Source organism: Staphylococcus sp. EG-SA-10 (genome assembly GCF_017151945.1).
In the GTDB taxonomy this organism is placed as follows: domain Bacteria; phylum Bacillota; class Bacilli; order Staphylococcales; family Staphylococcaceae; genus Staphylococcus; species Staphylococcus aureus.
In genome coordinates, this window is record NZ_JACVZJ010000002.1 from 332,037 (window position 1) to 357,591 (window position 25,555).

Sequence of the window (25,555 nt, forward strand, 5' to 3'; positions counted from 1 at the left end):
AGACACCTCGCATTCTTAATATAGGTTCAATGTTGTCCCAATATTTTGTTGTTGTGCCTGTTGATAAATAAAGTAAGCACTTGAAATATCTTCGATAGCCATACCCATCGGATTAAGTAATATGATTTCATCATCGTCTTCACGTCCTGGTATGTCACCTGTCACAAGTTGTCCTAGTTCAGCATGAAGTGCTTCTTTGCTGAATTTACCTTCTAACACTAATTGGTTAATAGTTTTCTTTTCTCGATTACATTGTGACCAGTCATCTACTACGACTTTGTCAGCTTTAATAAAGACTTCTTTATGCACATCCATGATAGAAATGTTGCTAATAAATGCACCCTTTTGTAACCAATCATATTCAATGTATGGTTGATCCGTTACGGTACATGTAATGACTACTTCACCATTTGATACTGCTTCTTTAGCATTTTCTGTCGCAATAAAATTAATTTCCGGACGCTGTTGTTGCCATCTATCAACAAAGCGTGCACATGCTTCAGAGAATTGATCGTAAACAAACACGCGTTCAATATGATCGAATTGCTCTAACATACTTTGTAATTGCTTGTCTCCGATTAGCCCGCAACCAATGATTGTTAAATCTTTAAATCCTTTTTTAGCCAAATGCTTAGCTGCAATCACTGAAACTGCTGCAGTACGCATACTACTAATCAAACTTGCTTCCATAACTGCAATTGGATAATTCGTTTCTGGATCATTCAAAATAATAACACCACTTGCACGCTCCATATTACGTTTCGATGGATTGTCGTGCTTACTACCTATCCACTTAATACCTGAAATTGCGTGTTCACCACCGATATGACTTGGCATTGCAATAATTCGATCTGCGATGTGTCCATTTTCAGGATCCTGTCTTAAATACGGCTTAAGCGGTTGTACAAAATCATTGTGCGCATGCGCTGTTAATGCCTCTGTTAATGCGTCCACATAAACTTGTGAATGATTTCCTCCCGCTTGTTCAATATCTGATCTATTTAAATACAACATCTCTCTATTCATTCTGATTTAACTCCTTGTCTTGATTTCATTTTTTCTAACCATGTATCTGAATAAACTAAATCTAAGTAACGATCGCCTCGATCTGGTAAAATCGTGACAATTGTTGCACCTTCTTCAATTGACGTTATCAACTGCTCAATCGCTGCAATAATCGAACCTGTTGAACCTCCAGCAAATATGCCTTCATAATCAATCAGTTTTCGACAGCCCAAAGCAGATTGATAATCATCTACATGGATCACTTGATTAATTTCTGATCTATTCAATATTTCGGGTACACGACTAGCACCGATACCAGGTAATTCTCTATTAATAGGTTTGTCACCAAAAATGACTGACCCTTTCGCATCAACAGCAACAATTTGTGCGTTTGGATGCACTTCTTTTATTTTTCTACTCATACCCATAATGCTACCTGTCGTGCTGACTGGCGCGACAAAATAATCTATAGGTTGCTTAATTGTTTCAACAATCTCTGTGCCTGCACCATGATAATGGGATTGCCAATTTAACTCATTCGCATATTGATTAATCCAATATGCATCGTCAATAGTGGCTAACAGTTCTTGCACCTTTGCAATACGAGTCATTAAATAACCCCCATGTGCATCAGGTTCTTCAACCATTTCTACATTGGCACCATAACTTTTAATAATTTTCAAATTTGTTGGTGATATTTTAGGATCAACAACACACGTGAGTTTTAATCCCTTGATTTTAGCTATCATTGCCAACGCAATGCCTAAATTACCAGAAGTACTTTCAATTAAATGTGTATTCTCAGTGATTAAACCATGTTTAATACCATGTTCAATGATGTACTTGGCAGGTCGATCTTTCATGCTGCCTCCAGGATTCATATACTCTAACTTTGCAAACACTTCATGTTTCGGAAATAGTTGATGAAGTTGAACCATAGGTGTTTGCCCTACAGAATCTAACAATGAATCGTGACATGCTTGACTTTTTTCAATCAAAAGCGCTTCCTCCTCAAATTTAAAATTCTATAATATTGTGTGTTACCTAATTGATAATGATTCTCACTATCAAGTAATTAGGATTATATTTTTTATGCATTTATATGTCAAATAATTATAAGTTGCATGTAAATCATAAATATTTTATTGACTTAGGAAAAAATTTAATTCATACTAAATCGTGATAATGATTCTCATTGTCATACATCACGAAGGAGGCTAATTAGTCAATGAATAAAGTAATTAAAATGCTTGTTGTTACGCTTGCTTTCCTACTTGTTTTAGCAGGATGTAGTGGGAATTCAAATAAACAATCATCTGATAACAAAGATAAGGAAACAACTTCAATTAAACATGCAATGGGTACAACTGAAATTAAAGGGAAACCAAAGCGTGTTGTTACGCTATATCAAGGTGCCACTGACGTCGCTGTATCTTTAGGTGTTAAACCTGTAGGTGCTGTAGAATCATGGACACAAAAACCGAAATTCGAATACATAAAAAATGATTTAAAAGATACTAAGATTGTAGGTCAAGAACCTGCGCCTAACTTAGAGGAAATCTCTAAATTAAAACCGGACTTAATTGTCGCGTCAAAAGTTAGAAATGAAAAAGTTTACGATCAATTATCTAAAATCGCACCAACAGTTTCTACTGATACAGTTTTCAAATTCAAAGATACAACTAAGTTAATGGGGAAAGCTTTAGGGAAAGAAAAAGAAGCTGAAGATTTACTTAAAAAGTACGATGATAAAGTAGCTGCATTCCAAAAAGATGCAAAAGCAAAGTATAAAGATGCATGGCCATTGAAAGCTTCAGTTGTTAACTTCCGTGCTGATCATACAAGAATTTATGCTGGTGGATATGCTGGTGAAATCTTAAATGATTTAGGATTCAAACGTAATAAAGACTTACAAAAACAAGTTGATAATGGTAAAGATATTATCCAACTTACATCTAAAGAAAGCATTCCATTAATGAACGCTGATCATATTTTTGTAGTAAAATCAGATCCAAATGCGAAAGATGCTGCATTAGTTAAAAAGACTGAAAGCGAATGGACTTCAAGTAAAGAGTGGAAAAATTTAGACGCAGTTAAAAACAACCAAGTATCTGATGATTTAGATGAAATCACTTGGAACTTAGCTGGCGGATATAAATCATCATTAAAACTTATTGACGATTTATATGAAAAGTTAAATATTGAAAAACAATCAAAATAATTAAGGAGTTTTACGATGCTACTTAAACCAAAATACCAAATCGTTATTGCTGGTTTATGTCTTGCAATAGTAGCTATCTTAAGTTTAATGATTGGAAATACGCTTGTGTCACCAGGTACGGTGATACAGGCGTTATTCAACTTTGATAGTGAAAACGATTTACATGATGTTGTCACTGGTGCACGGGCGTCGAGAACAATCATTGCGTTATTGACTGGTGCTGCCCTTGCTGTCTCAGGTTTGTTGATGCAAGCACTTACACGAAACCCAATAGCATCACCAGGGCTTTTCGGTGTCAATGCAGGCGCAGTATTTTTTGTCATCTTTAGTATTACATTTATCCAAATTCAATCTTTTAAAATGATTGTTGTCATCGCATTTTTGGGGGCTATTGTTGTTACAGTCTTAGTCGTTGCACTAGGTATGTTTAGACAAACCCTATTTTCACCTCATCGTGTCATTTTGGCAGGTGCTGCGATTGCGATGCTATTTACAGCCTTTACTCAAGGCATACTTATTATGAACGAAACAGACTTACAAGGCCTATTATTTTGGTTGAGTGGCTCCGTTTCATTACGTAACATTTGGGATATCCCATGGGTTATTCCGCTTGTATTGATACTTATTTTAATTGCATTTAGCATGGCTGCACACATCAACATCTTGATGACAAGTGACGACATTGCAACCGGCCTCGGTCAAAACATAAAATTAATCAAATGGATGATTATTATGCTTATCAGTATGTTAGCCGGTATTTCGGTAGCCGTAGCTGGATCAATCGTCTTTGTGGGTCTTATCGTACCGAATATTAGCAAACGATTATTACCACCAAACTATAAGTATTTAATTCCTTTTACTGCATTAGCTGGAGCAATCCTAATGATCATTTCAGACATTGTTGCTCGTATAATAATTAAGCCACTAGAGTTGCCTATCGGTGTCGTTACCGCTGTCATTGGCGCTATTGTCTTAATCTATATTATGAAGAAAGGACGTCAACGCTTATGACCGAAAAGATTAATAAAAAAGACAATTACCATCTCATCTTCGCGTTAATCTTTTTAGCCATCGTTTCAGTGGTAAGTATGATGATTGGTTCAAGCTTTATACCATTACAACGCGTACTGATGTACTTTATAAATCCAAATGACAGTATAGATCAATTCACTTTAGAAGTATTACGCTTACCTCGCATTACACTTGCGATATTAGCTGGTGCCGCACTAGGGATGAGTGGTTTAATGTTACAAAATGTATTGAAAAATCCAATTGCCTCACCAGATATTATCGGAATCACAGGTGGTGCTAGCTTAAGTGCTGTTGTCTTTATTGCATTTTTCAGCCATTTAACGATACATTTACTTCCACTATTTGCAGTATTAGGTGGCGCAGTTGCAATGATGATACTATTAGTGTTTCAAACGAAAGGACAAATACGCCCGACAACACTCATAATCATCGGTATTTCGATGCAAACGTTGTTTATTGCGCTTGTCCAAGGATTACTCATTACAACGAAGCAATTATCTGCTGCCAAAGCTTATACATGGCTAGTCGGAAGTCTTTACGGTGCTACGTTTAAAGATACAATCATTTTGGGTATGGTTATTTTAGCTGTTGTGCCGTTGTTATTTCTTGTTATACCAAAAATGAAAATATCTATACTTGATGACCCTGTAGCGATTGGCTTAGGCTTACATGTACAACGTATGAAACTAATCCAATTAATCACTTCTACTATACTCGTATCTATGGCAATCAGTTTAGTAGGTAACATTGGGTTTGTCGGTTTAATCGCACCACATATCGCGAAAACAATCGTTCGCGGAAGTTATGCTAAAAAGTTACTAATGTCAGCAATGATTGGTGCCATATCAATTGTTATTGCAGACTTAATTGGGCGTACCTTATTCTTACCTAAAGAAGTGCCAGCAGGTGTATTTATTGCTGCTTTTGGTGCCCCATTCTTCATATACTTATTATTAACCGTGAAAAAGTTATAACGATATTATTAAAACAAAATGACCTCACAACAACGTTAGCAAAATGTTTAAGCTAACTAACCGTTGCGAGGTTTTTTATACATATAGTTGTCGTTATTGTTAACAAGCGTCGACTTTCTTAATTACATATTAATACTTTATATACAAATAACACCGACTCATATTCTATAATATCAATCAATATTCTTCGATTTTTCAAATATCGATAACTATTTCTTATTTAAATATAGTGTTTGATAATGTCATTTATTCAAAAACACAAATTTTAATAAAAATATCATATTATTTTTAATTGTAAATTATGGATTATTTTTCTTATTATATTGTGTTATATTAAAATAAAGTGCATATACAAGGAGATAAAACAATGAAATATAATAACCATGACAAAATTAGAGATTTTATAATCATTGAAGCATATATGTTTCGTTTTAAGAAAAAAGTCAAGCCTGAAGTCGATATGACTATAAAAGAATTTATATTACTGACTTATTTATTTCATCAGCAAGAAAACACACTTCCATTTAAGAAGATTGTTTCAGATTTATGTTATAAACAATCGGATTTAGTACAGCATATAAAAGTACTTGTGAAACATTCATATATTAGTAAAGTTCGAAGTAAAATTGATGAGCGTAATACTTACATTTCAATATCTGAAGAACAACGAGAGAAAATTGCAGAACGTGTTACATTGTTTGATCACATCATTAAACAATTTAACCTTGCAGATCAAAGTGAATCACAAATGATACCAAAAGATAGTAAAGAATTTCTAAACTTGATGATGTATACAATGTATTTCAAGAATATTATCAAAAAGCATCTAACATTAAGTTTTGTAGAATTCACAATTCTAGCTATTATCACTTCTCAAAATAAAAACATCGTTCTTCTTAAAGATTTAATTGAAACAATCCACCATAAATACCCTCAAACTGTTAGAGCTCTCAATAATTTAAAAAAGCAAGGCTATCTAATAAAAGAACGCTCAACTGAAGATGAAAGAAAAATTTTAATTCATATGAATGACGCGCAGCAAGACCATGCTGAACAATTATTAGCTCAAGTGAATCAATTATTAGCAGATAAAGATCATTTACATCTTGTTTTTGAATAATATCTCTATTACGCAAGTGTGCTGTATTCTAAAGTGCACTTGTGTTTTCTATTTTTTAATAAAACCTCAGCACATTATGAACAACTTTCTATTTTCTATATCTCTTAAAACCATTTCCGAAATTAAACCTCAGCACATTTAAAGCCCCACTTTATTCTTAAAAATATTTTTTAACTTATATACATTAAAACGCTTTCATTATAAAAAATATCTCTATATTTTATCTGTTTTTATTAATCGAAATAGCGTGATTTTGCGGTTTTAAGCCTTTTACTTCCTGAATAAATCTTTGAGCAAAATATTTATTTTATAAGTTGTAAAACTTACATTTAAATTTAATTATAAATATAGATTTTAGTATTGCAATACATAATTCGTTATATTATGATGACTTTACAAATACATACAGGGGGTATTAATTTGAAAAAGAAAAACATTTATTCAATTCGTAAACTAGGTGTAGGTATTGCATCTGTAACTTTAGGTACATTACTTATATCTGGTGGCGTAACACCTGCTGCAAATGCTGCGCAACACGATGAAGCTCAACAAAATGCTTTTTATCAAGTGTTAAATATGCCTAACTTAAACGCTGATCAACGTAATGGTTTTATCCAAAGCCTTAAAGATGATCCAAGCCAAAGTGCTAACGTTTTAGGTGAAGCTAAAAAATTAAACGAATCTCAAGCACCGAAAGCTGACAACAATTTCAACAAAGAACAACAAAATGCTTTCTATGAAATCTTGAACATGCCTAACTTGAACGAAGAACAACGCAATGGTTTCATCCAAAGCTTAAAAGATGATCCAAGTCAAAGTGCTAACCTATTGTCAGAAGCTAAAAAGTTAAATGAATCTCAAGCACCGAAAGCGGATAACAAATTCAACAAAGAACAACAAAATGCTTTCTATGAAATCTTACATTTACCTAACTTAAATGAAGAACAACGCAATGGTTTCATCCAAAGCTTAAAAGATGACCCAAGCCAAAGCGCTAACCTTTTAGCAGAAGCTAAAAAGCTAAATGATGCACAAGCACCAAAAGCTGACAACAAATTCAACAAAGAACAACAAAATGCTTTCTATGAAATTTTACATTTACCTAACTTAACTGAAGAACAACGTAACGGCTTCATCCAAAGCCTTAAAGACGATCCTTCAGTGAGCAAAGAAATTTTAGCAGAAGCTAAAAAGCTAAACGATGCTCAAGCACCAAAAGAGGAAGACAACAACAAGCCTGGTAAAGAAGACGGCAACAAGCCTGGTAAAGAAGACGGCAACAAACCTGGCAAAGAAGATGGCAACAAGCCTAGTAAAGAAGACGGCAACAAGCCTGGTAAAGAAGACGGCAACGGAGTACATGTCGTTAAACCTGGTGATACAGTAAATGACATTGCAAAAGCAAACGGCACTACTGCTGACAAAATTGCTGCAGATAACAAATTAGCTGATAAAAACATGATCAAACCTGGTCAAGAACTTGTTGTTGATAAGAAGCAACCAGCAAATCATGCAGATGCTAACAAAGCTCAAGCATTACCAGAAACTGGTGAAGAAAATCCATTCATCGGTACAACTGTATTTGGTGGATTATCATTAGCGTTAGGTGCAGCGTTATTAGCTGGACGTCGTCGCGAACTATAAAAACAAACAATACACAACGATAGATATCATTTTATCCAAACCAATTTTAACTTATATACGTTGATTAACACATTCTTATTTGAAATGATAAGAATCATCTAAATGCACGAGTAACATCTTTTGTTGCTCAGTGCATTTTTTATTTTACTTACTTTTCTAAACAACTTCTGAAGCGCCTCAACACTTTCTACTCTAATTACATATACGACATTTTTAGACATTAAAAAATCGAACTAGACAAGATGCTCAATGCATTTCGTACTAGTTCGATTCATGAATAATTAGATTTAAAATGTCATTTGAATCCAAGTGACAACATTATTTATATTTAGAATATTAACGTTAGTATAAACGTCCAAACACAAATAAAGGCAACAAATATAATACTGTATTTTAACGTCATTTTTAATAATGCAGACTCTTCACCAACTTTTTTAACAGCTGCAGTCGCAATGGCAATTGATTGTGGTGAAATAAGTTTCGCTGCTACACCACCTGCAGTGTTAGCTGCCACAAGTAATGAACCGCTTGTTGAAATTTGTTGTGCCACTGTCGCTTGAATAGGTGCGAATAAAGTATTGTTATTTACAACTGAACCAGTCATAAACACACCAATCCAACCTAATACTGGAGAGAATAATGGGAAAATTGCTCCCGCTTTAGCAATACCTTGTCCAATTGCTACAGTCAAACCACCGTATGTCATAACTTTAGCAATAGCTAGGATAGCTGAAATTGTAAGGATCGGTAACCATAATTCTTTAATTGCTTCGACCAATAAAGCACCTGCACTTTTCCATTTTAACTTCGTAATTAAAATTGTAATAATTACTGTTAATAAAATCGCTGTCCCAGTTGCACCAATTAAATCGAGACGCAACGCAATTCCTTTAGGCGATAAATCACTCACAGTATTTGGAATTGGCAATTTTATTACTAGACTTTCAAGTGCACCTCCAGGTTGGAATAATTTTTTGAAGAATGGTGCACTCCATACTAATACAAAGGCAGTTAAAATGACGAATGGACTCCAAGCAAAGACAATTTCTTTAGGCGTTCGTTTTTGAATTTTATGTTCAGACGCTTCCAATCTGAAAATGTTTTTCGGTTTAAATTTACGACAAACAAATGCTAACACCACCATTGTTGCTAGTGATGGAATAATGTCTGCTAGTTCTGGACCATGGAATATTGTTAATAATAATTGTAATCCAGTATATGTACCACTCACTGTTAAAATGACAGGTAAAATTTCTTTAATACCTTTCATACCATCTACAATGAATACTAAAACAAATGGAATAATAAAGTTTAAAATTGGAAGTGTTAATGCTGAGTATCTCGCAACATCTAATGTTGTAACGCCTCCACTTAAGTTAAACGTATCAATAATACTAACTGGTAAACCAATTGCACCAAAGGCACCCGCCGCACCATTAGCAATTAAACATAACATCGCTGCTTTTAATGGTTCAAATCCAAGTTGAATTAATAATACTGCACAAATCGCAATTGGCACACCAAATCCTGCTGCACCTTCTAAAAATGCGTTGAAACAAAATCCAATTAATAATAGTTGGATTCTTTGGTCCTCTGAAATACTTGCAATACTATCTTGAATAATAGAAAATTGTCCTGTTTTAATAGAAACTTTATATAACCAAACTGCCATTAAAACGATATATCCTATTGGGAAAATACCGGCAACAACGCCTTCTGTAATCGCACCTGCTGATACACGCGCTGGTAATTCAAATACAAATAAAGCCACAATCAATGTAACAACCAAAGTTGTCAATGCTGCATAAATGCCTTTCATTTTAAAAACGGTTAAGCATAATAAAAATAAAATAATAGGTACTGCTGCAACTAAGGCTGATAATCCAACATTATCGAATGGATTTACAGTAAGTAGTGTCATAATGACTCCCTCTCTTTATATAAAATATTTATCATCCTGATTAATCTACACCCTATTTCAACTTATATTTTGCGATGATCACATATTTAAAATGTAACACTCCTATATGTGACAGGCAATCGAATTTTTACAAAAAGTTCACAAAATATACACAATATTTAACTATAATAAATAATATATCATTTTAATTATAAATACTAGATATTATTTATAATAATCTCAGGAATCCGCTTCAAAACTGCATCATGACAGTTTATATTTTTATTGAGAATCTCTCATTTTATGAATTGTAGGAAGCAAACAAAATATGACAAGCGTCAAACCAATGATAATGATAAATATCATATTAAACCATAGTAAATTGAATTGATGATGGTATTGTATTTGCCAAATTTCTAATATTGTGAAGATAGACATATAGCTCATAATCTCTAAATTTAACGTACTTAAAAATAATTTAATCGCTCGAATTTCACGTGGTGTATGATTGTAATGTGACCATTTGGCAAATCGTTCATAGTATCTACCTGCAATGAAAAATATAAGCCAAATCACTATAAATGCGCTATTAATCAAAAGCAGCACCCATTTATCAGCAAAGTTATCAGCATCCCCTGCTAAATTATAGTGAATAGGTACTTTGGTTGGTAATTTTGAATAGGTCACTACTGTATAGCACATCATAGCTAAGTAAATAAGTAGACTTAATATTGTAAAAGACCTGATTTTAGACATTCTATCGCCTCTTTCTTTACATTTTATGTATAACACTCTGCCTATTTTACCTTTTAATTACATTACCCCAAACGATTAAACAATATGTAATGATACTATAATTGCGTCATAAGTATCCGCTTGTTAAATGTGCATAGCTTATATTTAGCTGTTTAACATGCCACAATAATGATTCGAATTATTGTTTTAATTATACCTTTTTCACATATGTATAAATTTTATAGAGCGCATGCTTAATATTTTCATTTGATTCAAAGGCAAAAGATAGCCTTATACTCTTTTCTTTACTGCCATAAATGTAACCCGGATTGATTAGTATTTTTTCTTTACTTAACAATTCGTAGAATAAATATTTAATATCTATATCTATTTTAAAGACTAACCATACAAAATAACCTCCACTTGGAACTTCCCAATGTGCTATATCCTTAAATAAATTATTGAGGATGTTTAACATAAAGTCTCGTTTATCTTTTAAAACATACCTTAACTTTACTAAGTGTTTATCATAAGACTTATTTTTCAACATCTCATATACAACCATTTGTGACAAAATACTGAATCCATAGTCAATTTGCATTCTTACATCTGCCAATTGCTCTATTATTTTTTCAGAAGCAACAATCCAACCTATTCTTATTGCTGGTGCAATCGTTTTTGAAAAACTGCTTATATGTATAACTTTTCCCAATTTATCATAAGTTTTGATAGCAGGAGTTGGATCGCTAAAGAAAATATCTCTAAAGATATCATCTTCAATGATAGGAATATTATGTCTTTCGCTATAAGTAATTATATTTTGCTTTTGCTCATTCGTTAAAGAACGACCTGTCGGGTTATTAAACCTAGGTTCTATATAAATCGCTTTATTTTTAAAATTAATAAATCTATCAATGATGGTATTAATTTCATTAATTTGATTATAAGGAACATCAATATGTCTAAAATTCAATTGCTCAAAAACATTTGTAGAGTGAATATATGATGGTGTATTTGAAATTATTATGGCATCTTGACCTAAAAACCCAATAGATAAAAGTTGAATGGCATGTAAAGCGCCTGAAGTGATCATTACATTTTCTCTACCTACATTTATACCTTGCTTTGACATTCGTTCAACGATGATATCTCTTAACTTGATATAACCATAGCCATTATTATAACCAAAAGATAAGTCTTCAATATGACTGGCTGTATTAGACATGGCTTTTTTCAATTGAATATGTGGCATTAATGGTTGACCCAATTCACCTTTACTTATATGTATATACGAGTCATCTGTCTCAATTTTATTAATTAATTGCACCGTATACTGACTTCTTTGTCGAGAGGACCATAACATCATTTCAGACCATTTATTTGTAATATGTGCTTCGTTCAAATAGTCATTAACATATGTTCCACTCCCCACTTTAGTATAGATAAATCCTTCAGCCTCTAATAACTCAATACTTTTAATAATCGTCACTCTATTTACGTTGTATTGTATCGCCAACTGCCTCTGTGAAGGTATCTTCATTCCATAAAACCAATCCCCTGCGATTATTTTATCTCTGATGTCACTAGCAATATCTTTATATTTCGTCATCTTCTCCCCCCTTTTTATAAATTGGATAGGTAAATCTAATCAAAATTGGTTGTACTCATTTTAAATCATATTTTTTAATATAGAAACACATAATTAAAGGAGTGATGATATTAATGAATAAGCTTCGAGACACTACTTTTCTATCATATTTATTTACTATCATATTGTGGGGATCTGCATTTCCAATGATAAAGATTGCGTTAAATGATTTTAGTGCAGAATCATTGTCGGCATTTCGTTTAATTTTAGCAACAATAATTCTCTTGCCGTTCGTAATTATAAAGAAATTGCCTACCCCTGAACTAAGAGATATCCCTGTTATTTTTATTTTAGGATTTTGTGGATTTGTGATATATCACACAGCTTTAAATTTTGGTGAAACTTTGATTAGTGCAGGTATATCTGGAATTCTAGTCTCTACAACACCTATTTTTTCTAGTGCTTTAGCTTATATATTTTTAAAAGAGCGTTTTTCAAAATGGAATTGGTTAAGTTCACTCGTCGCATTTATAGGAATATCCATTATTTCAATAAGTAAAGATGATTACACAACTATTAATGTATTAGGTGTTTTTATTATTTTACTTGCATCTTTTAGTGAAAGTTTGTATTTTACTTTCCAGAAAAAATACATAGAAAAATACGGCTTCATCGCTTTCACACTATATACAATAATGGCAAGCTCACCATTTATGCTTATTTTTATTCCTGAAATCATCAACGATATACACGGCGCCACTTTTACATCAATAGTATCGGTACTTTATTTAGCTATATTCCCTACAATAATTCCATACGTTTTACTTGCTTATATCGTGAAGTCAGTTGGTGTCTCTGATGCAACAATGTCTCTTTATTTAACACCTATTGTTTCTTTATTATTATCTTATCTGTTATTAGATGAGCTACCAACAACCCTTGCTATTATAGGCGGACTTATCACTCTACTAGGCGTTAGTTTAAGTAACTTCTTTCAAAATACATAATTATTCCAAGTCCCGCACCTCAGAATCCAAAAACATTCGAATGATAAAATTTTAAAAATCAAAAATATAAAAAAGATCTAATTTTGTCAAATTCACCAATATAAATACTAATATTTGCAATTCACAAAGGGGTATAGTCTGAGTGTATTCTAATACGAAAGGACTTGGTGGATATGTATTACAGTTATGGAAATTATGAAGCATTTGCGCGCCCTAAAAAACCTGAAAATGTAGAAAACAAATCCGCTTACTTAATCGGATCTGGTCTAGCTTCACTTGCTGCAGCTTGTTTTTTAATAAGGGATGGTCAAATGGAAGGTTCTAAGATTCATATTTTAGAAGAGTTACCCAAAGCGGGCGGTAGTCTTGATGGTGAAAATATGCCTTTAAAAGGCTATGTTGTCCGAGGTGGTCGTGAAATGGAGAATCACTTTGAATGTTTGTGGGATTTATTCAGATCTATCCCTTCACTTGAAATTGATCATGCGTCTGTATTAGATGAATTCTATTGGTTAAACAAAGAAGACCCTAACTATTCTCGCTGTCGTGTTATTGAGAAACAGGGTCAACGTTTAGTCACAGATGGAGACTTCACTTTGACTAAAACGGCAATTAAAGAAATTTTAGATTTATGCTTAACGAATGAAGAAGATTTAGATGATGTCAAAATAACAGATGTATTTTCCGACGATTTCTTTAATTCAAACTTTTGGATTTACTGGAAAACGATGTTTGCATTTGAACCGTGGCATTCTGCTATGGAAATGCGTCGCTATCTAATGCGATTCGTTCATCATATTGGTGGTCTCGCAGACTTTTCAGCTTTAAAATTCACTAAATATAATCAATATGAATCTTTAGTATTACCTATGGTTGAATATTTAAAATCGCATGGGGTTCAATTTGAATACGATGTAAAAGTAGAAGATATTAAAGTAGATGTTACGACAAGTCAAAAAATTGCCCGAGAAATATTAATTGACCGTAATGGTAATGCAGAATCTATTAAACTGACTATAAACGATCTTGTCTTTGTGACAAACGGTAGTATTACAGAAAGCTCTACTTATGGTGATAATGATACACCAGCGCCACCAACTGACGAATTAGGTGGTAGTTGGACACTATGGAAAAATTTAGCGCGACAAAGTCCTGAATTTGGTAATCCTGATAAGTTTTGCCAAAATATTCCCAAAAAAAGTTGGTTTGTTTCAGCAACATCGACAACAAACAATAAAGATATTATCGATACAATAGAAAGCATTTGTAAACGTGATCCACTTGCAGGTAAAACGGTTACTGGCGGTATTATTACAATCAATGATTCTGCATGGCAAATCAGTTTTACAATCAATCGTCAGCAACAGTTTAAAGACCAACCTAAAAATGAAATATCTACGTGGATTTATGCCTTATATTCAGATGTAAACGGCGATTATATTAAAAAGCCAATCACAGAATGTAGTGGTAATGAAATATGTCAAGAATGGCTATATCACTTAGGTGTACCAACTGACAAAATTGAAGACTTAGCAAAACATGCATCTAATACGATTCCTGTTTATATGCCATATATTACCTCTTATTTCATGACGCGTGCTATCGGCGACAGACCTTTAGTCGTCCCGCATCAATCACAAAATTTAGCATTTATTGGTAACTTTGCAGAAACAGAGCGAGATACTGTATTTACAACAGAATATTCGGTTCGTACTGCCATGGAAGCTGTTTATCAATTACTAAATATAGATCGTGGTATTCCAGAGGTCATCAATAGTACATTTGATCTTCGCGTCTTAATGGATGCCGTATACGAACTGAATGACCATCAAGATTTGCGCGATATTACTAAAGATTCGAAAATGCAAAAACTTGCATTAGCAGGATTCCTTAAAAAGATAAAAGGTACGTACATTGAGTCATTATTAAAAGAACACAAATTGTTATAACGAGGCACATTAAATCATGTCTATATGGTGATTTCAAATCATGGAGTGGGATAGAAATGATATGTTCACAAACTTTATTTCATTATCCCACTCACATGATTTTTTTGATGACACATAATTGCATGATTGATTGCATCATTTTGTTAAACAAGTGATTGCAAACCTGCCATTTCACACTGAAAATTTACATAATAAGTGACGATATTTTACAAGTCATATACAAATAACATATATTGTTAAATAATTTTACCTAATCTTAACATTAAATTTACAATTATAAGCGATAATCTAAATATAAAGCTTATTTGAGGTGAAATAATGGAAATGTCGGTTACAGAAGTCATTTTCTCCTTTTTAGGTGGTTTAGGTATTTTCCTTTACGGCTTAAAAATCATGGGAGACGGGCTTCAAGCATCAGCAGGAGACAGGCTACGAGATATTTTAAACAAATTTACATCAAATCCAGTATTAGGTGTTATTGCAGGTATCGTTGTAACTATTTTAATACAAAGTAGTTCAGGTACGACAGTTATCACAATCGGACTGGTAACAGCTGGATTTATGACGTTAAAACAAGCCATTGGAGTGATAATGGGTGCTAATATCGGAACAACGGTAACTGCATTTATTATCGGTATAGATTTAGGCGAATATGCAATGCCAATTTTAGCATTAGGTGCATTTTTAATCTTTTTCTTTAAACGCTCTAAAATCAATAACATTGGCCGCATACTATTCGGTTTCGGTTCTCTATTCTTCGGTCTAGAATTTATGGGTGATGCCGTTAAACCTTTAGCATCATTAGATGGATTTAAGCAATTAATGCTTGATATGTCTACAAATCCAATACTCGCTGTCATTGTCGGCGCAGGGTTAACAGCACTAGTTCAAAGTTCAAGTGCGACGATTGGTATTTTACAAGAATTTTATCAACAAGATTTAATTAGCTTAAACGCAGCAATCCCTGTGTTACTAGGCGATAATATTGGTACAACGATTACAGCTATCTTAGCTAGTTTAGCCGGCTCAATCGCTGCAAAACGTGCGGCGCTTGTACACGTCATCTTTAACTTAATCGGGGTAATTATCTTCACAATTTTCTTGCCAGTTGTGATTCATTTGATTAGTTTGTTACAAGATGTATGGCACTTAAAACCAGCGATGACGATTGCAGTATCACATGGTATCTTCAACATAACAAATACTTTGATTCAATTACCATTTGTAGCAGGTTTAGCATGGATAGTTACAAAGCTTGTCCCAGGTAAAGATATTGCTGATGACTATAAACCTCAGCACTTAAACAAAGATCTTGTTTATCACGCACCTGGTGTTGCATTACAAGAAACTCAAAAAGAATTACAAAATGTGGGTCAGATTGTCTTATCAATGTTTGAAGACATTCGCGAAATTACAAAAGACGACAAAAAATTAATCAAAAAGCTTGAACAAAAGCATCAAGCTGTTGAAACAATCAATGATAGTATTCGAAATTATTTAGTTAGAATTTCTACAAAAGCCATTACGAAGGCAGACGTTGAGCGTTTAGCAGTTATGTTTGATGTCAATCGCTCTATTTTAAAAGTAGCAGAGCTAACAGAAGAGTATGTCGCTCAATTAAAACGCCAACATGATGAAGATATTCGCATTACAGAAGATGCACAACGCGGTATGGATAAATTATTCAACCATGTTGCTGAGTCATTTGATAAAGCCATCGACATGTTAGATGTTTATGACAAAACGAAAAAAGATGAAATTGTAGAACGTAGTAGAGAATCATTTAATATTGAACATAAACTACGCAAAGGTCATATTAAACGCCTTAATCGTGGTGAATGTACAACAAAAGGCGGATTACTATATATCGATATGATTGGTGTTCTTGAACGTATCGGTTATCATTCACGAAATGTTTCTGAAGCACTTGTTGGTCTTAACGATGATGTACCTACAGATGAAGAAATTGCAACAACTGAAATTTAATTTTTAATGTCTTATTTATATTCATACCTTATATAAAAATTAGAACTTAATATGCTTATACAAAGTCAATCTAACATCAATGGATTGGCTTTTTTGTTTAGCAAACTTTATTATCTTAAATCGGCTATAAACACTGATATAATAATGCTTCATTAGTATGCGGTAAGCATGACGGACACTGTTCTCGGAGTCTGACCCCGAAACGTTTAATATACACTTTTACACGTCGCCTTCATTGAAGCGAATTGCCATAACCTTCACATTATATATAGTTCTTTCCATATAAATGTCCAAATTTTAGAACAACGCAATAAATAACCATCCACCTAACTTATCAAAAGTTTAAGTGGATGGTTTTTCATTTATATTTATATTAGTGTTAATCCAATCATAGATTTATCTATATGCACTGCTCTATACATTTCCTCATTTAATTTGCTTTATTTTCATTTAAATCATTATCAAAACACTGGGCGTGTCATCGTTATTATTTCGCATCTTTGACACGTTTATCATCATTAGGAATCGCGAATAAAATTGCGATAAATGCCATGATTCCCATTAATACGTTAACCCAAAGTGCAATCATCGCACCTGTATGAATGCTCGTTGCAGCAACTGCACCGGCATATACTGCACCACTAATTGCGACACCGAATGCACCACCAAGTGATGAAGCCATTTTATAAATACCTGAAGCAACGCCAACTTTATCTAACGGTGCATTTGAAATAGCTGTATCTGTAGAAGGTGTTGCATAAATACCTAAGCCTAGTCCGAAACATAAATATCCTACGACACAACTGATAACATAAAATATGCCTGGTAAGAATACTAATGAAATAAGTGCAATACCAATGATTACAATGAAGGTACCTAATAACATTGGTCGCTTAGAACCCATTTTTTGTAATAATTTTTCACCAACTCGAATCATTAATAACACCATGATTAAATAAGTAATTGATAAGTATCCTGCCTGCAATGCTGTATAACCTAAACCTTGTTGCACGAATGTATTCGCTACAATTAATGTACCTGCAACACCGTTTAATAAGAAGTTCGAAATCGTTGCACCTGTATATGGTTTATTTTCAAATAATTTAAAATCAATAAGCGGATTATCTACTTTTTTCTCAACATTTAAGAAAATAAAGAATGCTGCAATTACGATTGCAATCAAACCAAAGAACCATAATGATGTGTAACCAAGTGCTGCACCTTTAGTAATGACAACGTTTAAACTTAGCAACATAACTACTAGAACAATTAGCCCTGCAACGTCAAATTTATGTGTATTGGTAACTTCTGATTTCGTTTCAGGCGTCCCTTTGATGAGTAACATTGAAAGTACGGCAACGATAATTGAGAAGATGAAAATCCATCTCCAACCCATAGTTGTCGCAACTGCCCCACCGAAGAGTGAACAGATACCACTTCCACCCCAAGAACCGATAGACCAGTAGCTTAAGGCGCGCTGACGTTCAGCACCCTCATAATAAGTTTTCATAATGGCCAATGTGGAAGGCATAATACACGCTGCTGATACGCCTTGTATAACACGACCTAAAATTAACAATGCTGGTAAATTTGTAATAATAATTAATGCTGAACCAATAATACTTAATAATAAGCCGATATTCGTCATTTTCACGCGTCCAATTTTATCTGCTAGGCCGCCTGCTCCAACAACAAACATGCCTGAAAATAGTGCGGTTAGACTTACCGCAATACTAATTGTTCCCATGTCTGCACCAAAACTTTGTTGTAAATTTGGTACAACATTTACAAGTGATTGTGCAAACAACCAAAATGTAATAACACCTAATACAATACCTAAGATTAACTTGTTGCCCCCGCGATACGTTTCATTCATGTTAGTTATCTCCTTTAAGGTAATCTAAAACAACTGTCCCTACAGCTTCTGCCGAAATAAGTAATGATTTTTCTGAAATGTTAAATTTAGGATGATGATGTGGGTAAATTTCACCATCTTCCACAGCTGCACCTGTATAAATAAAGGCACTTGGTCGTTCCTTAGCATAGTATGCAAAGTCTTCTGAAGGTGGTTGTGGTTCACATATTTCGACACCAAATTCAAGGTCTGCTTCTTTTAGCGTCTTAGCCACGTACTCAGTAAACTCTGGATCATTATATAATGCAGGATAATCATCGTTATATTCTAATGTGCAAGTTACACCATACAATGCTTCTAATCCTTTTGATAAACGTTTAATTTCTTTTTCAATTGTTGCTTTTGTAGCATCTGTTAATCCACGTACATCACCTTCAATTTCAACAACATCTTTAATGACATTGAATTGACCTTTACCGTCAAATGAACCGATTGTGACAACACCTGTTTCAAATGGACTTAGTCGTCTAGACACAACTGTTTGTAACGCTGTGACGAAGTAGCTACCTGCAACAATGGCATCATTGGCCATATGTGGTGATGAACCATGACCACCTTTACCTTGAACTTTCAATTTGAAGAATGCGCGTCCTGTTTGAACATAACCAGGTCTGTAATACACATTACCTGTTTTCATTGTGCTCATGACGTGTACACCTAATACATGATCAACACCGTCTAATACACCATTTTCAATCATTGCTTTAGCACCACCTGGTGGTACTTCTTCAGCTGGTTGATGTATCACAACGACTTTTCCTGTAAAACTATCTTTCATTTCAGCAAGCGTCTCTGCTAATACAAGCATGTATGCTGTATGTGCATCGTGACCACATGCGTGCATAACACCTTTATTTTGTGATGCAAAAGATAATCCTGTATCTTCAGTAATGGGTAATGCATCAAAGTCTGCACGGATTGCTAATGTTTTACCAGGTTTCCCTGAATCAATCGTTACTTTAATTCCACGTGGTCCGACATTCGTTTCTACTTCTACATCTTTACCTTTGTAAAATTCAGCGATGTATTTCGCCGTTTCATCCTCATGAAAAGATAATTCTGGATGCTGATGTAAATAACGTCTGATCTCAATCATTTTGTCTTCTTTTGATTTTAAAGCTTCAATTAATTGTTGATTCATATCATTCATCTCCTTAGTTACATCATATATGATTGATCATTATTTATATTGCCAACAACAGAGATGTTAACCATTAATTTTTTGCAATTTTAACTTTGAATACAAAAAATCACAAATTATGTATAACATAAATTGTGATTTGTGATCATTTTATGAACTTGGGTAACGTTTTACTTCAATTAAGTGAATTCCATTTGTAATCATTTTAATATTTAATGCCAGCGTATCCGTCATATCTATATCGTACACTTCTAATTTTGGAAAACTCATTCGATTAACGTAATCTATAGAATCCTTGTCCATACCATGTATCGTATGATGTTTGCGCCAAAGATTAAATAATGCACCATTTTCTTTATCTAAGGTAAAATGTTTAATCTTATACATACCTTCTTCCAGGGCATTAATGTTCAAATGGATCATTTCCGTTGCACGCATATTCATTTGATTGTCCAACGCTAAGTACGGATTAAAATGCTTTGCATCATATAACAATATTTGAAAATTTGAATCAGTTCCCGTGACAATACATGTATCATCAGAATATAAAATATTACTTGTTAATTTATTAAATAGCAATGCCGTGAAATAGACCGGACGTTTTCCATTATATTGATGAAACAGTTCAATTGAATTCATATAATCGCGTTCATTTCTACAATGACTGACGTGCAAATCATAGTTCAACCAATAACCGATACCCTCTACTTTAGAACTTAATTTTAATAATTGCTCAATGATGATACCACCTCTAAAATATTCGCCGTTTGTAATAAATGTATCGCCCGTCAATGTATTCCAATTGAGTAAAATGAGTGGACGCTTTAGGTGATGACGATGCATTAAATCGATAAGGTAATTCGTTTTATTAATAATCATTTGACTTGCGGTTTTAAATTCATCATCATTCATTTTATTAAAATCAACAGCATCATTTGAATTGGCATCAAATACAAAATGGTCGATGTGTGGCTCAAGTCGTTTCAGCAATGGTAGATGTCTTTCCGTAGCTTGATCTAAGTGAATGTACAAGCCACCATTAGGGAATAATGCTTTAAAATAATCAATCATTTCAATCAAAGACGTGTGCAATGTCGTCACATACAAGTTGAACTTCAAATCTTTTCTATGACTGACATGCAGGGCAACGTGATGGATAAATACTTTAAATGCATCGATATAATCACGTGAGTCATACTGATCCAAATGCATTGTCAAACTAAAGTTATGATCTAATAAAAAGTCTAAACACAAATCGATATCATAAAATATATTCGAAATTTCTGCATCATACGTGAATGGCGCATTGAGCTTTTTCATGATATATGGCATCACATCATATGCTAATACTTCATTGACTTGAAAATCATGATGACATGTAAGCAACTGTGATTGATACTGTGTATTGAGCAAATTCCTCAAATAGCCCACTTGAATAATATGGTTAAATTGATTTAGTTGGTGATTGGTTGGTTGAAAGGTAATCTCTTTATAGTTCACCTTTTCAATATCTTCAATGAAATGATTCATTTCTTCAATGTAGTCATTTAAAAGTAATATCAATTCACGGTCGTGATAATTATGTTGTGCAGATTGTTGATTTTCAGTGATTGCCGGACGATCACCTCGATATTGTTTAGGCGTTTGATGCGTAAAGTGTTTAAATGTTCTCGCAAAGCTCGCTGCACTTGAAAAGCCATTTTGCAATGCAATATCAGTAATCGTTTCATCTGTGTATGTCAAATCGAGTTTCGCATGCTCAATTCGCGTCGTATTTAAGAAATGCTGGAATCCTACACCTAGCGATTCTGCAAACTTTTTAGACAGATGGCTCTCTGACCACCCAACATATTCGCTTAATTCCGAAAGGCTTAAGTCTTCATGAAAATGTAACTCGATATAGTCGCATACTTGATTCACTTTATCATCATTTAAGATACTTTGGTTCGAATGATATGTACGCGGGACATAATGAATCATATGCATAAGCAACTGAATCACAAGTTGTTGCTCAGTCAATTTAGACAACTCATTATGTCGAATATGTGTTGAAACCAGTCTTGCCATTATATTTCTCAGTTGATGTATATTTTTGGTTGTGGTCGCATCTGTTAAGTGAAAATATAGACAATGCACATCATCAAACTTGTCTGCTAAATATTTCATTTGGAATTGGATATAACATATGATGCCATCTTGTTGAAGTTGAAATCGATACAAGTCGTGGTGGTTAATGATGAAAATGTCGCCACTGTTGCATTGCATCATATTATGTTCATCATAAATATGTGCCTCACCTTTAATAACAAAACCAATCATTAAACCATTGAGCCTTTTGAAATCTGACATACTTTCAGTTTCTACTCGAATTAAATAATCACGTTGCATACTATCCCTCAATTCAGTAATATGAATACGTTTATTTTACATTATTTTACAGCAACATATTTGAATTTCATATTGAATCGTGTGTGTGGATGATTATTTATCCTCACTCGGTTTAAAATGTAGGTTAGCCGTATAGTAAGTGTTTTCTCCTTTTTTCTCTACGAAAGTAAATTCAATTTTTTTGTATCCAACTGATGAATCATCTAAATTTCCTGAACCTTTCAATAATAACTCAGGTGCTTTATTCGTTGGTATATTATATCTTTTACGTAATTGTTTTACATTATAATCATCATTCGTTAGTTGATATTTTGCTGAATAAATCGGAGCTTCTGGATTATATGAAATATCTCCATCTTGGTACTTCGACAAATCTTTAAAGTTGCCGTATTGCGCGAAGAACTTAAAGTTTTCGATTTCTTTTTTTATTTTTTCGTCTTTGATATCTTTAGTTGGAATGATTTTATTGTCAATCATTTTAACGGGATATTCTATTTGATTATCCTGAGGTCTGCCATTTTCATCCTTCTTTATCGCATTAACATAGTAAAATCCTTTTGCACTTCTTGTATTTCTATTTATATATAAGACCATACCTTTAACTTTCAGAGCTTCACCCTTATTTTGAGTTGCCATTTCAGAACCAATAATCCATGTTCCCTTATCTTTTTTATCAAATTGATCATCACGATATCCTTCTTTATCATATAAATCCTCTAGGTTTTTAATCGGATACATACTCAACGTTTTTTCAAAACTTTTTTTAATTTCCGCTTCTTTACCCATGCCACAACCAGCAGTGATACTAATGACTAAAAACAGAAAACTAATACCTAGCACTAATTTATTTAATCGTTTCATCATCTTACAACTCTCTTCTTTTTAAAATGATTTACTTTTGCGAATTACATATATTTATCAATTTATAACACTTTTTCACTTTAATATTATCAAAGATTTCACAAAAAATCTGTTCAATTTATAATATTGTTGAATTATTACTTAATTTCAAAATAAAAACGAGTAGTGAAAATAATTAGAATCTAACTATTTTCACTACTCGTCTTAATATCATTATTGAATCCTTATTTATTACTATCTATAATTTCGCTTACGATATCATCATATCCAGGCCACGGATATCCTGCATAGTCAACAATCAGCCAACCCGTTCTAGCTTTCCCATTTGCTTTAATCGTTTTTGCAATTTCAGGATTTATATGTGATGCATAGTTATAAGTACTATTAAATGCGCTGCCTCCAGACGCCACACTCAAGAAATTCACATATACATTGTCTTTGTTACTATCCGTTTTTGCTTTAGCCAATAAATTTTTAACAGCTTCTACTTTCTTATCGTAATAATCTTTATACTCATCTTGTACCTGTAAATTTAAGTTACCATTATTAATTTTCGTTTCAAATGTCGCGTTGTCTGCCCATTGAATACCTGACGTGTCAGCACCATAACCACTCTTTATGTATGTACCCCCCATTCTATTGAATAGGACAATTTTACCTTTCGTTTCTTTTAAAGTAGGATTCGCATTACTTCCTGTGTAAAAAAGATTCTGATATTGCGGGTTATTATAATAATATTCTCTAAAAATCTCTTCAAATGTCTTCGTAACTTTAGAATCGCTATCGTAGTCCTTTTTCATAGACATCACAATTGTTTCGTTTGGATAAGCACTCAAGTAATATTTAGCATCATCTAAAAATTTCCCCAGTTCATGATGCAGATAAACCATGCCGTGATGAACTGAAATCATATTATCAGCACTTGCTCTGCCTCTAATATCAAAAAACCTGACTCCTGACTTCATTTGAGTAAGATAATCTTTATCTTGAGTCTTTGCCCAAACTGATTTTACTGGATCAGTTAAAGTGAATGAGCCACTATCATGTGAGCCTGGTATATTAATCTCAGTTAAATGTTTGCTTTCATCAAGTTTACTCATCCAATTTTCTGGACTTTTACTCAACGAATCTGACGCATGTGCTGAATGATATAAACCACTCATCACTACTAAAATGATACTTAAAAACAAAGTCTTAATACACTTTTTCATAATATCAACTTCTTTCTATATTTAATACATTAATTATACATCTTTTTTAAATAAAAATATGCGTAAAATTTTAAAACTTATTTAAACAATATTTAAGAGTATTAATTATAGGAATTATTGACATATGATTAAAAACCCTTAGGATAGTTCTTTACATATATAAGTTAAAAAAGGAGCTAGCTTTATAATCGCCAGCTCCTTATCGTTATCTTTTATCTTCCATTGTGTAACTTACGAGGCCAAATATAATACCACCTATGCTCCAAACGATTAAATCACTTCTAGTATTTCCTAAGTCAGTGAAACCGTATATATCAGCTACAGTGCCTGCTGTCAGCACCAATGATGTAAATAAAATTGCTACTAAAATTGATTTTAGTTTAACGAAATCCTTACTATTTTTCTTATTTTCTTTATCTTTGCCACGCCTAACATCGTACCCTTTCAAGTAACGTAGTCCAATTAGTGATTCAATTAAAATCAAAACGATGATGATTTGAGTGGTGATTGATAATTTAGGCTCCAAAATGTGAATGAATATGTTAGAAATTACTATCACAAGCAAAACGAGCATTGAATATGCATATAAAATGATAAATTTTGCCCCTTTTAATTCTTCAGTTGTTTCATTCTTGTCTGTTTGAGATCCACTTATTGCATTTAATATCCAGTTGTTAAATTTCTTCATTATTCAATTTTACTCCTTTTAAAATGTAAAAATTGCTCGGTAATTAAGTATCAAGTAATACTGTTATTAATAGTATATATCAACTTTAATCTAAATATTCATAAATACCACATGAATTAAAATTTTTCTTACTTAAATCAAAGTTCAATATTTCAAAGGGCTGTCACTAATGAAGATATTATGTATAACT

19 protein-coding genes are annotated in these 25,555 nt (G+C 33.1%); 8 read left to right on the forward strand and 11 right to left on the reverse strand.

The window, feature by feature from the left end; genetic code table 11:
- Positions 1–15: 15 nt before the first annotated feature.
- Positions 16–1,026: an N-[(2S)-2-amino-2-carboxyethyl]-L-glutamate dehydrogenase SbnB gene (gene sbnB, locus IDG45_RS03560; protein WP_001078456.1), complete on the reverse strand. Its 1,011-nt coding sequence runs from the start codon at positions 1,024–1,026 to the stop codon at positions 16–18.
- The gene (sbnA, locus tag IDG45_RS03565; protein ID WP_000570808.1) at positions 1,023–2,003 is read right to left on the reverse strand and encodes a 2,3-diaminopropionate biosynthesis protein SbnA; all 981 of its coding nucleotides are present in this window, start codon (positions 2,001–2,003) and stop codon (positions 1,023–1,025) included. Before sbnA ends, sbnB begins: the two co-directional genes overlap by 4 nt.
- Positions 2,004–2,233: 230 nt before the next feature.
- Between sbnA and sirA the strand changes: the two genes are divergently transcribed.
- The 5 genes from sirA (at position 2,234) to spa (ending at position 7,996) form a co-directional block, all read left to right on the forward strand.
- Positions 2,234–3,226, forward strand: coding sequence for a staphyloferrin B ABC transporter substrate-binding protein SirA (gene sirA / locus IDG45_RS03570; protein ID WP_001045111.1), 993 nt, complete (start codon positions 2,234–2,236; stop codon positions 3,224–3,226).
- 15 nt (positions 3,227–3,241) lie between these two features.
- Positions 3,242–4,237 carry a staphyloferrin B ABC transporter permease subunit SirB gene (gene sirB / locus IDG45_RS03575; protein ID WP_000925003.1) on the forward strand — a complete coding sequence of 332 codons (996 nt, stop codon included), beginning with the start codon at positions 3,242–3,244 and terminating at the stop codon, positions 4,235–4,237.
- Complete coding sequence (sirC, locus tag IDG45_RS03580; protein ID WP_000136629.1) at positions 4,234–5,232, forward strand: staphyloferrin B ABC transporter permease subunit SirC; 999 nt, start codon at positions 4,234–4,236, stop codon at positions 5,230–5,232. The genes sirB and sirC overlap by 4 nt, the downstream gene beginning before the upstream one ends.
- Positions 5,233–5,599: 367 nt before the next feature.
- Positions 5,600–6,352, forward strand: a complete 753-nt coding sequence (sarS, locus tag IDG45_RS03585) for an HTH-type transcriptional regulator SarS (protein WP_000876752.1) — start codon at positions 5,600–5,602, stop codon at positions 6,350–6,352.
- A 420-nt stretch (positions 6,353–6,772) separates the two neighbouring features.
- On the forward strand, positions 6,773–7,996 hold the full coding sequence (spa, locus tag IDG45_RS03590; RefSeq protein WP_000728701.1) for a staphylococcal protein A: 1,224 nt from the start codon (positions 6,773–6,775) through the stop codon (positions 7,994–7,996).
- A gap of 328 nt (positions 7,997–8,324) precedes the next feature.
- Here spa and IDG45_RS03595 read toward each other — a convergent pair whose 3' ends face one another.
- The 3 genes from IDG45_RS03595 to IDG45_RS03605 all read right to left on the reverse strand — a co-directional run bounded on the left by IDG45_RS03595 (position 8,325) and on the right by IDG45_RS03605 (position 12,240).
- The gene (locus IDG45_RS03595) at positions 8,325–9,917 is read right to left on the reverse strand and encodes an L-lactate permease (protein WP_000173891.1); all 1,593 of its coding nucleotides are present in this window, start codon (positions 9,915–9,917) and stop codon (positions 8,325–8,327) included.
- Positions 9,918–10,178: 261 nt separating this feature from the next.
- The gene (locus tag IDG45_RS03600) at positions 10,179–10,652 is read right to left on the reverse strand and encodes a DUF1648 domain-containing protein (protein ID WP_000036328.1); all 474 of its coding nucleotides are present in this window, start codon (positions 10,650–10,652) and stop codon (positions 10,179–10,181) included.
- Between the two features lie 190 nt (positions 10,653–10,842).
- Positions 10,843–12,240, reverse strand: coding sequence for an aminotransferase-like domain-containing protein (locus IDG45_RS03605; protein ID WP_111063701.1), 1,398 nt, complete (start codon positions 12,238–12,240; stop codon positions 10,843–10,845).
- A gap of 113 nt (positions 12,241–12,353) precedes the next feature.
- Here IDG45_RS03605 and IDG45_RS03610 point away from each other — a divergent pair, with 113 nt between their 5' ends.
- From IDG45_RS03610 to IDG45_RS03620, 3 genes are all read left to right on the forward strand, one after another.
- Positions 12,354–13,226 (forward strand): DMT family transporter, encoded by an 873-nt coding sequence (locus tag IDG45_RS03610; RefSeq protein ID WP_001038111.1) that lies wholly within the window; start codon positions 12,354–12,356, stop codon positions 13,224–13,226.
- Positions 13,227–13,399: 173 nt separating this feature from the next.
- Positions 13,400–15,175: an oleate hydratase gene (locus IDG45_RS03615; protein ID WP_001807311.1), complete on the forward strand. Its 1,776-nt coding sequence runs from the start codon at positions 13,400–13,402 to the stop codon at positions 15,173–15,175.
- A 324-nt stretch (positions 15,176–15,499) separates the two neighbouring features.
- Positions 15,500–17,161: a Na/Pi cotransporter family protein gene (locus IDG45_RS03620; protein ID WP_001791319.1), complete on the forward strand. Its 1,662-nt coding sequence runs from the start codon at positions 15,500–15,502 to the stop codon at positions 17,159–17,161.
- A gap of 487 nt (positions 17,162–17,648) precedes the next feature.
- On the opposite strand, the gene norC is transcribed toward IDG45_RS03620, so the two are convergent.
- The 6 genes from norC to IDG45_RS03650 form a co-directional block, all read right to left on the reverse strand.
- Positions 17,649–19,037 (reverse strand): multidrug efflux MFS transporter NorC, encoded by a 1,389-nt coding sequence (gene norC / locus IDG45_RS03625; protein ID WP_001006438.1) that lies wholly within the window; start codon positions 19,035–19,037, stop codon positions 17,649–17,651.
- Position 19,038: 1 nt separating this feature from the next.
- Positions 19,039–20,217: a M20 family metallopeptidase gene (locus tag IDG45_RS03630; protein ID WP_001075807.1), complete on the reverse strand. Its 1,179-nt coding sequence runs from the start codon at positions 20,215–20,217 to the stop codon at positions 19,039–19,041.
- A gap of 150 nt (positions 20,218–20,367) precedes the next feature.
- Entirely contained in the window at positions 20,368–22,605 is a 2,238-nt protein-coding gene (gene aryK / locus IDG45_RS03635; protein ID WP_001188475.1) for a transcriptional regulator AryK, read from the reverse strand.
- Between the two features lie 93 nt (positions 22,606–22,698).
- Positions 22,699–23,469: a tandem-type lipoprotein gene (locus IDG45_RS03640; protein ID WP_000977797.1), complete on the reverse strand. Its 771-nt coding sequence runs from the start codon at positions 23,467–23,469 to the stop codon at positions 22,699–22,701.
- Between the two features lie 221 nt (positions 23,470–23,690).
- Positions 23,691–24,677, reverse strand: a complete 987-nt coding sequence (locus IDG45_RS03645; protein ID WP_000710565.1) for a phosphatidylinositol-specific phospholipase C — start codon at positions 24,675–24,677, stop codon at positions 23,691–23,693.
- Positions 24,678–24,882: 205 nt separating this feature from the next.
- The gene (locus tag IDG45_RS03650; RefSeq protein WP_000714381.1) at positions 24,883–25,365 is read right to left on the reverse strand and encodes a hypothetical protein; all 483 of its coding nucleotides are present in this window, start codon (positions 25,363–25,365) and stop codon (positions 24,883–24,885) included.
- Between the last annotated feature and the right edge of the window lie 190 nt (positions 25,366–25,555).

Bases quoted from the DNA above. Each gene is read 5' to 3' on its own strand.
- IDG45_RS03615 (WP_001807311.1), top strand. From the start codon at position 13,400: ATGTATTACAGTTATGGAAATTATGAAGCATTTGCGCGCCCTAAAAAA.
- IDG45_RS03630 (WP_001075807.1), bottom strand. From the start codon at position 20,217: ATGAATCAACAATTAATTGAAGCTTTAAAATCAAAAGAAGACAAAATG.
- sirB (WP_000925003.1), top strand. From the start codon at position 3,242: ATGCTACTTAAACCAAAATACCAAATCGTTATTGCTGGTTTATGTCTT.
- IDG45_RS03645 (WP_000710565.1), bottom strand. From the start codon at position 24,677: ATGAAAAAGTGTATTAAGACTTTGTTTTTAAGTATCATTTTAGTAGTG.
- IDG45_RS03595 (WP_000173891.1), bottom strand. From the start codon at position 9,917: ATGACACTACTTACTGTAAATCCATTCGATAATGTTGGATTATCAGCC.
- sbnB (WP_001078456.1), bottom strand. From the start codon at position 1,026: ATGAATAGAGAGATGTTGTATTTAAATAGATCAGATATTGAACAAGCG.
- IDG45_RS03640 (WP_000977797.1), bottom strand. From the start codon at position 23,469: ATGATGAAACGATTAAATAAATTAGTGCTAGGTATTAGTTTTCTGTTT.
- aryK (WP_001188475.1), bottom strand. From the start codon at position 22,605: ATGCAACGTGATTATTTAATTCGAGTAGAAACTGAAAGTATGTCAGAT.
- sirC (WP_000136629.1), top strand. From the start codon at position 4,234: ATGACCGAAAAGATTAATAAAAAAGACAATTACCATCTCATCTTCGCG.
- IDG45_RS03650 (WP_000714381.1), bottom strand. From the start codon at position 25,365: ATGAAGAAATTTAACAACTGGATATTAAATGCAATAAGTGGATCTCAA.
- IDG45_RS03605 (WP_111063701.1), bottom strand. From the start codon at position 12,240: ATGACGAAATATAAAGATATTGCTAGTGACATCAGAGATAAAATAATC.
- IDG45_RS03600 (WP_000036328.1), bottom strand. From the start codon at position 10,652: ATGTCTAAAATCAGGTCTTTTACAATATTAAGTCTACTTATTTACTTA.
- norC (WP_001006438.1), bottom strand. From the start codon at position 19,037: ATGAATGAAACGTATCGCGGGGGCAACAAGTTAATCTTAGGTATTGTA.
- sirA (WP_001045111.1), top strand. From the start codon at position 2,234: ATGAATAAAGTAATTAAAATGCTTGTTGTTACGCTTGCTTTCCTACTT.
- IDG45_RS03620 (WP_001791319.1), top strand. From the start codon at position 15,500: ATGTCGGTTACAGAAGTCATTTTCTCCTTTTTAGGTGGTTTAGGTATT.
- sarS (WP_000876752.1), top strand. From the start codon at position 5,600: ATGAAATATAATAACCATGACAAAATTAGAGATTTTATAATCATTGAA.
- IDG45_RS03610 (WP_001038111.1), top strand. From the start codon at position 12,354: ATGAATAAGCTTCGAGACACTACTTTTCTATCATATTTATTTACTATC.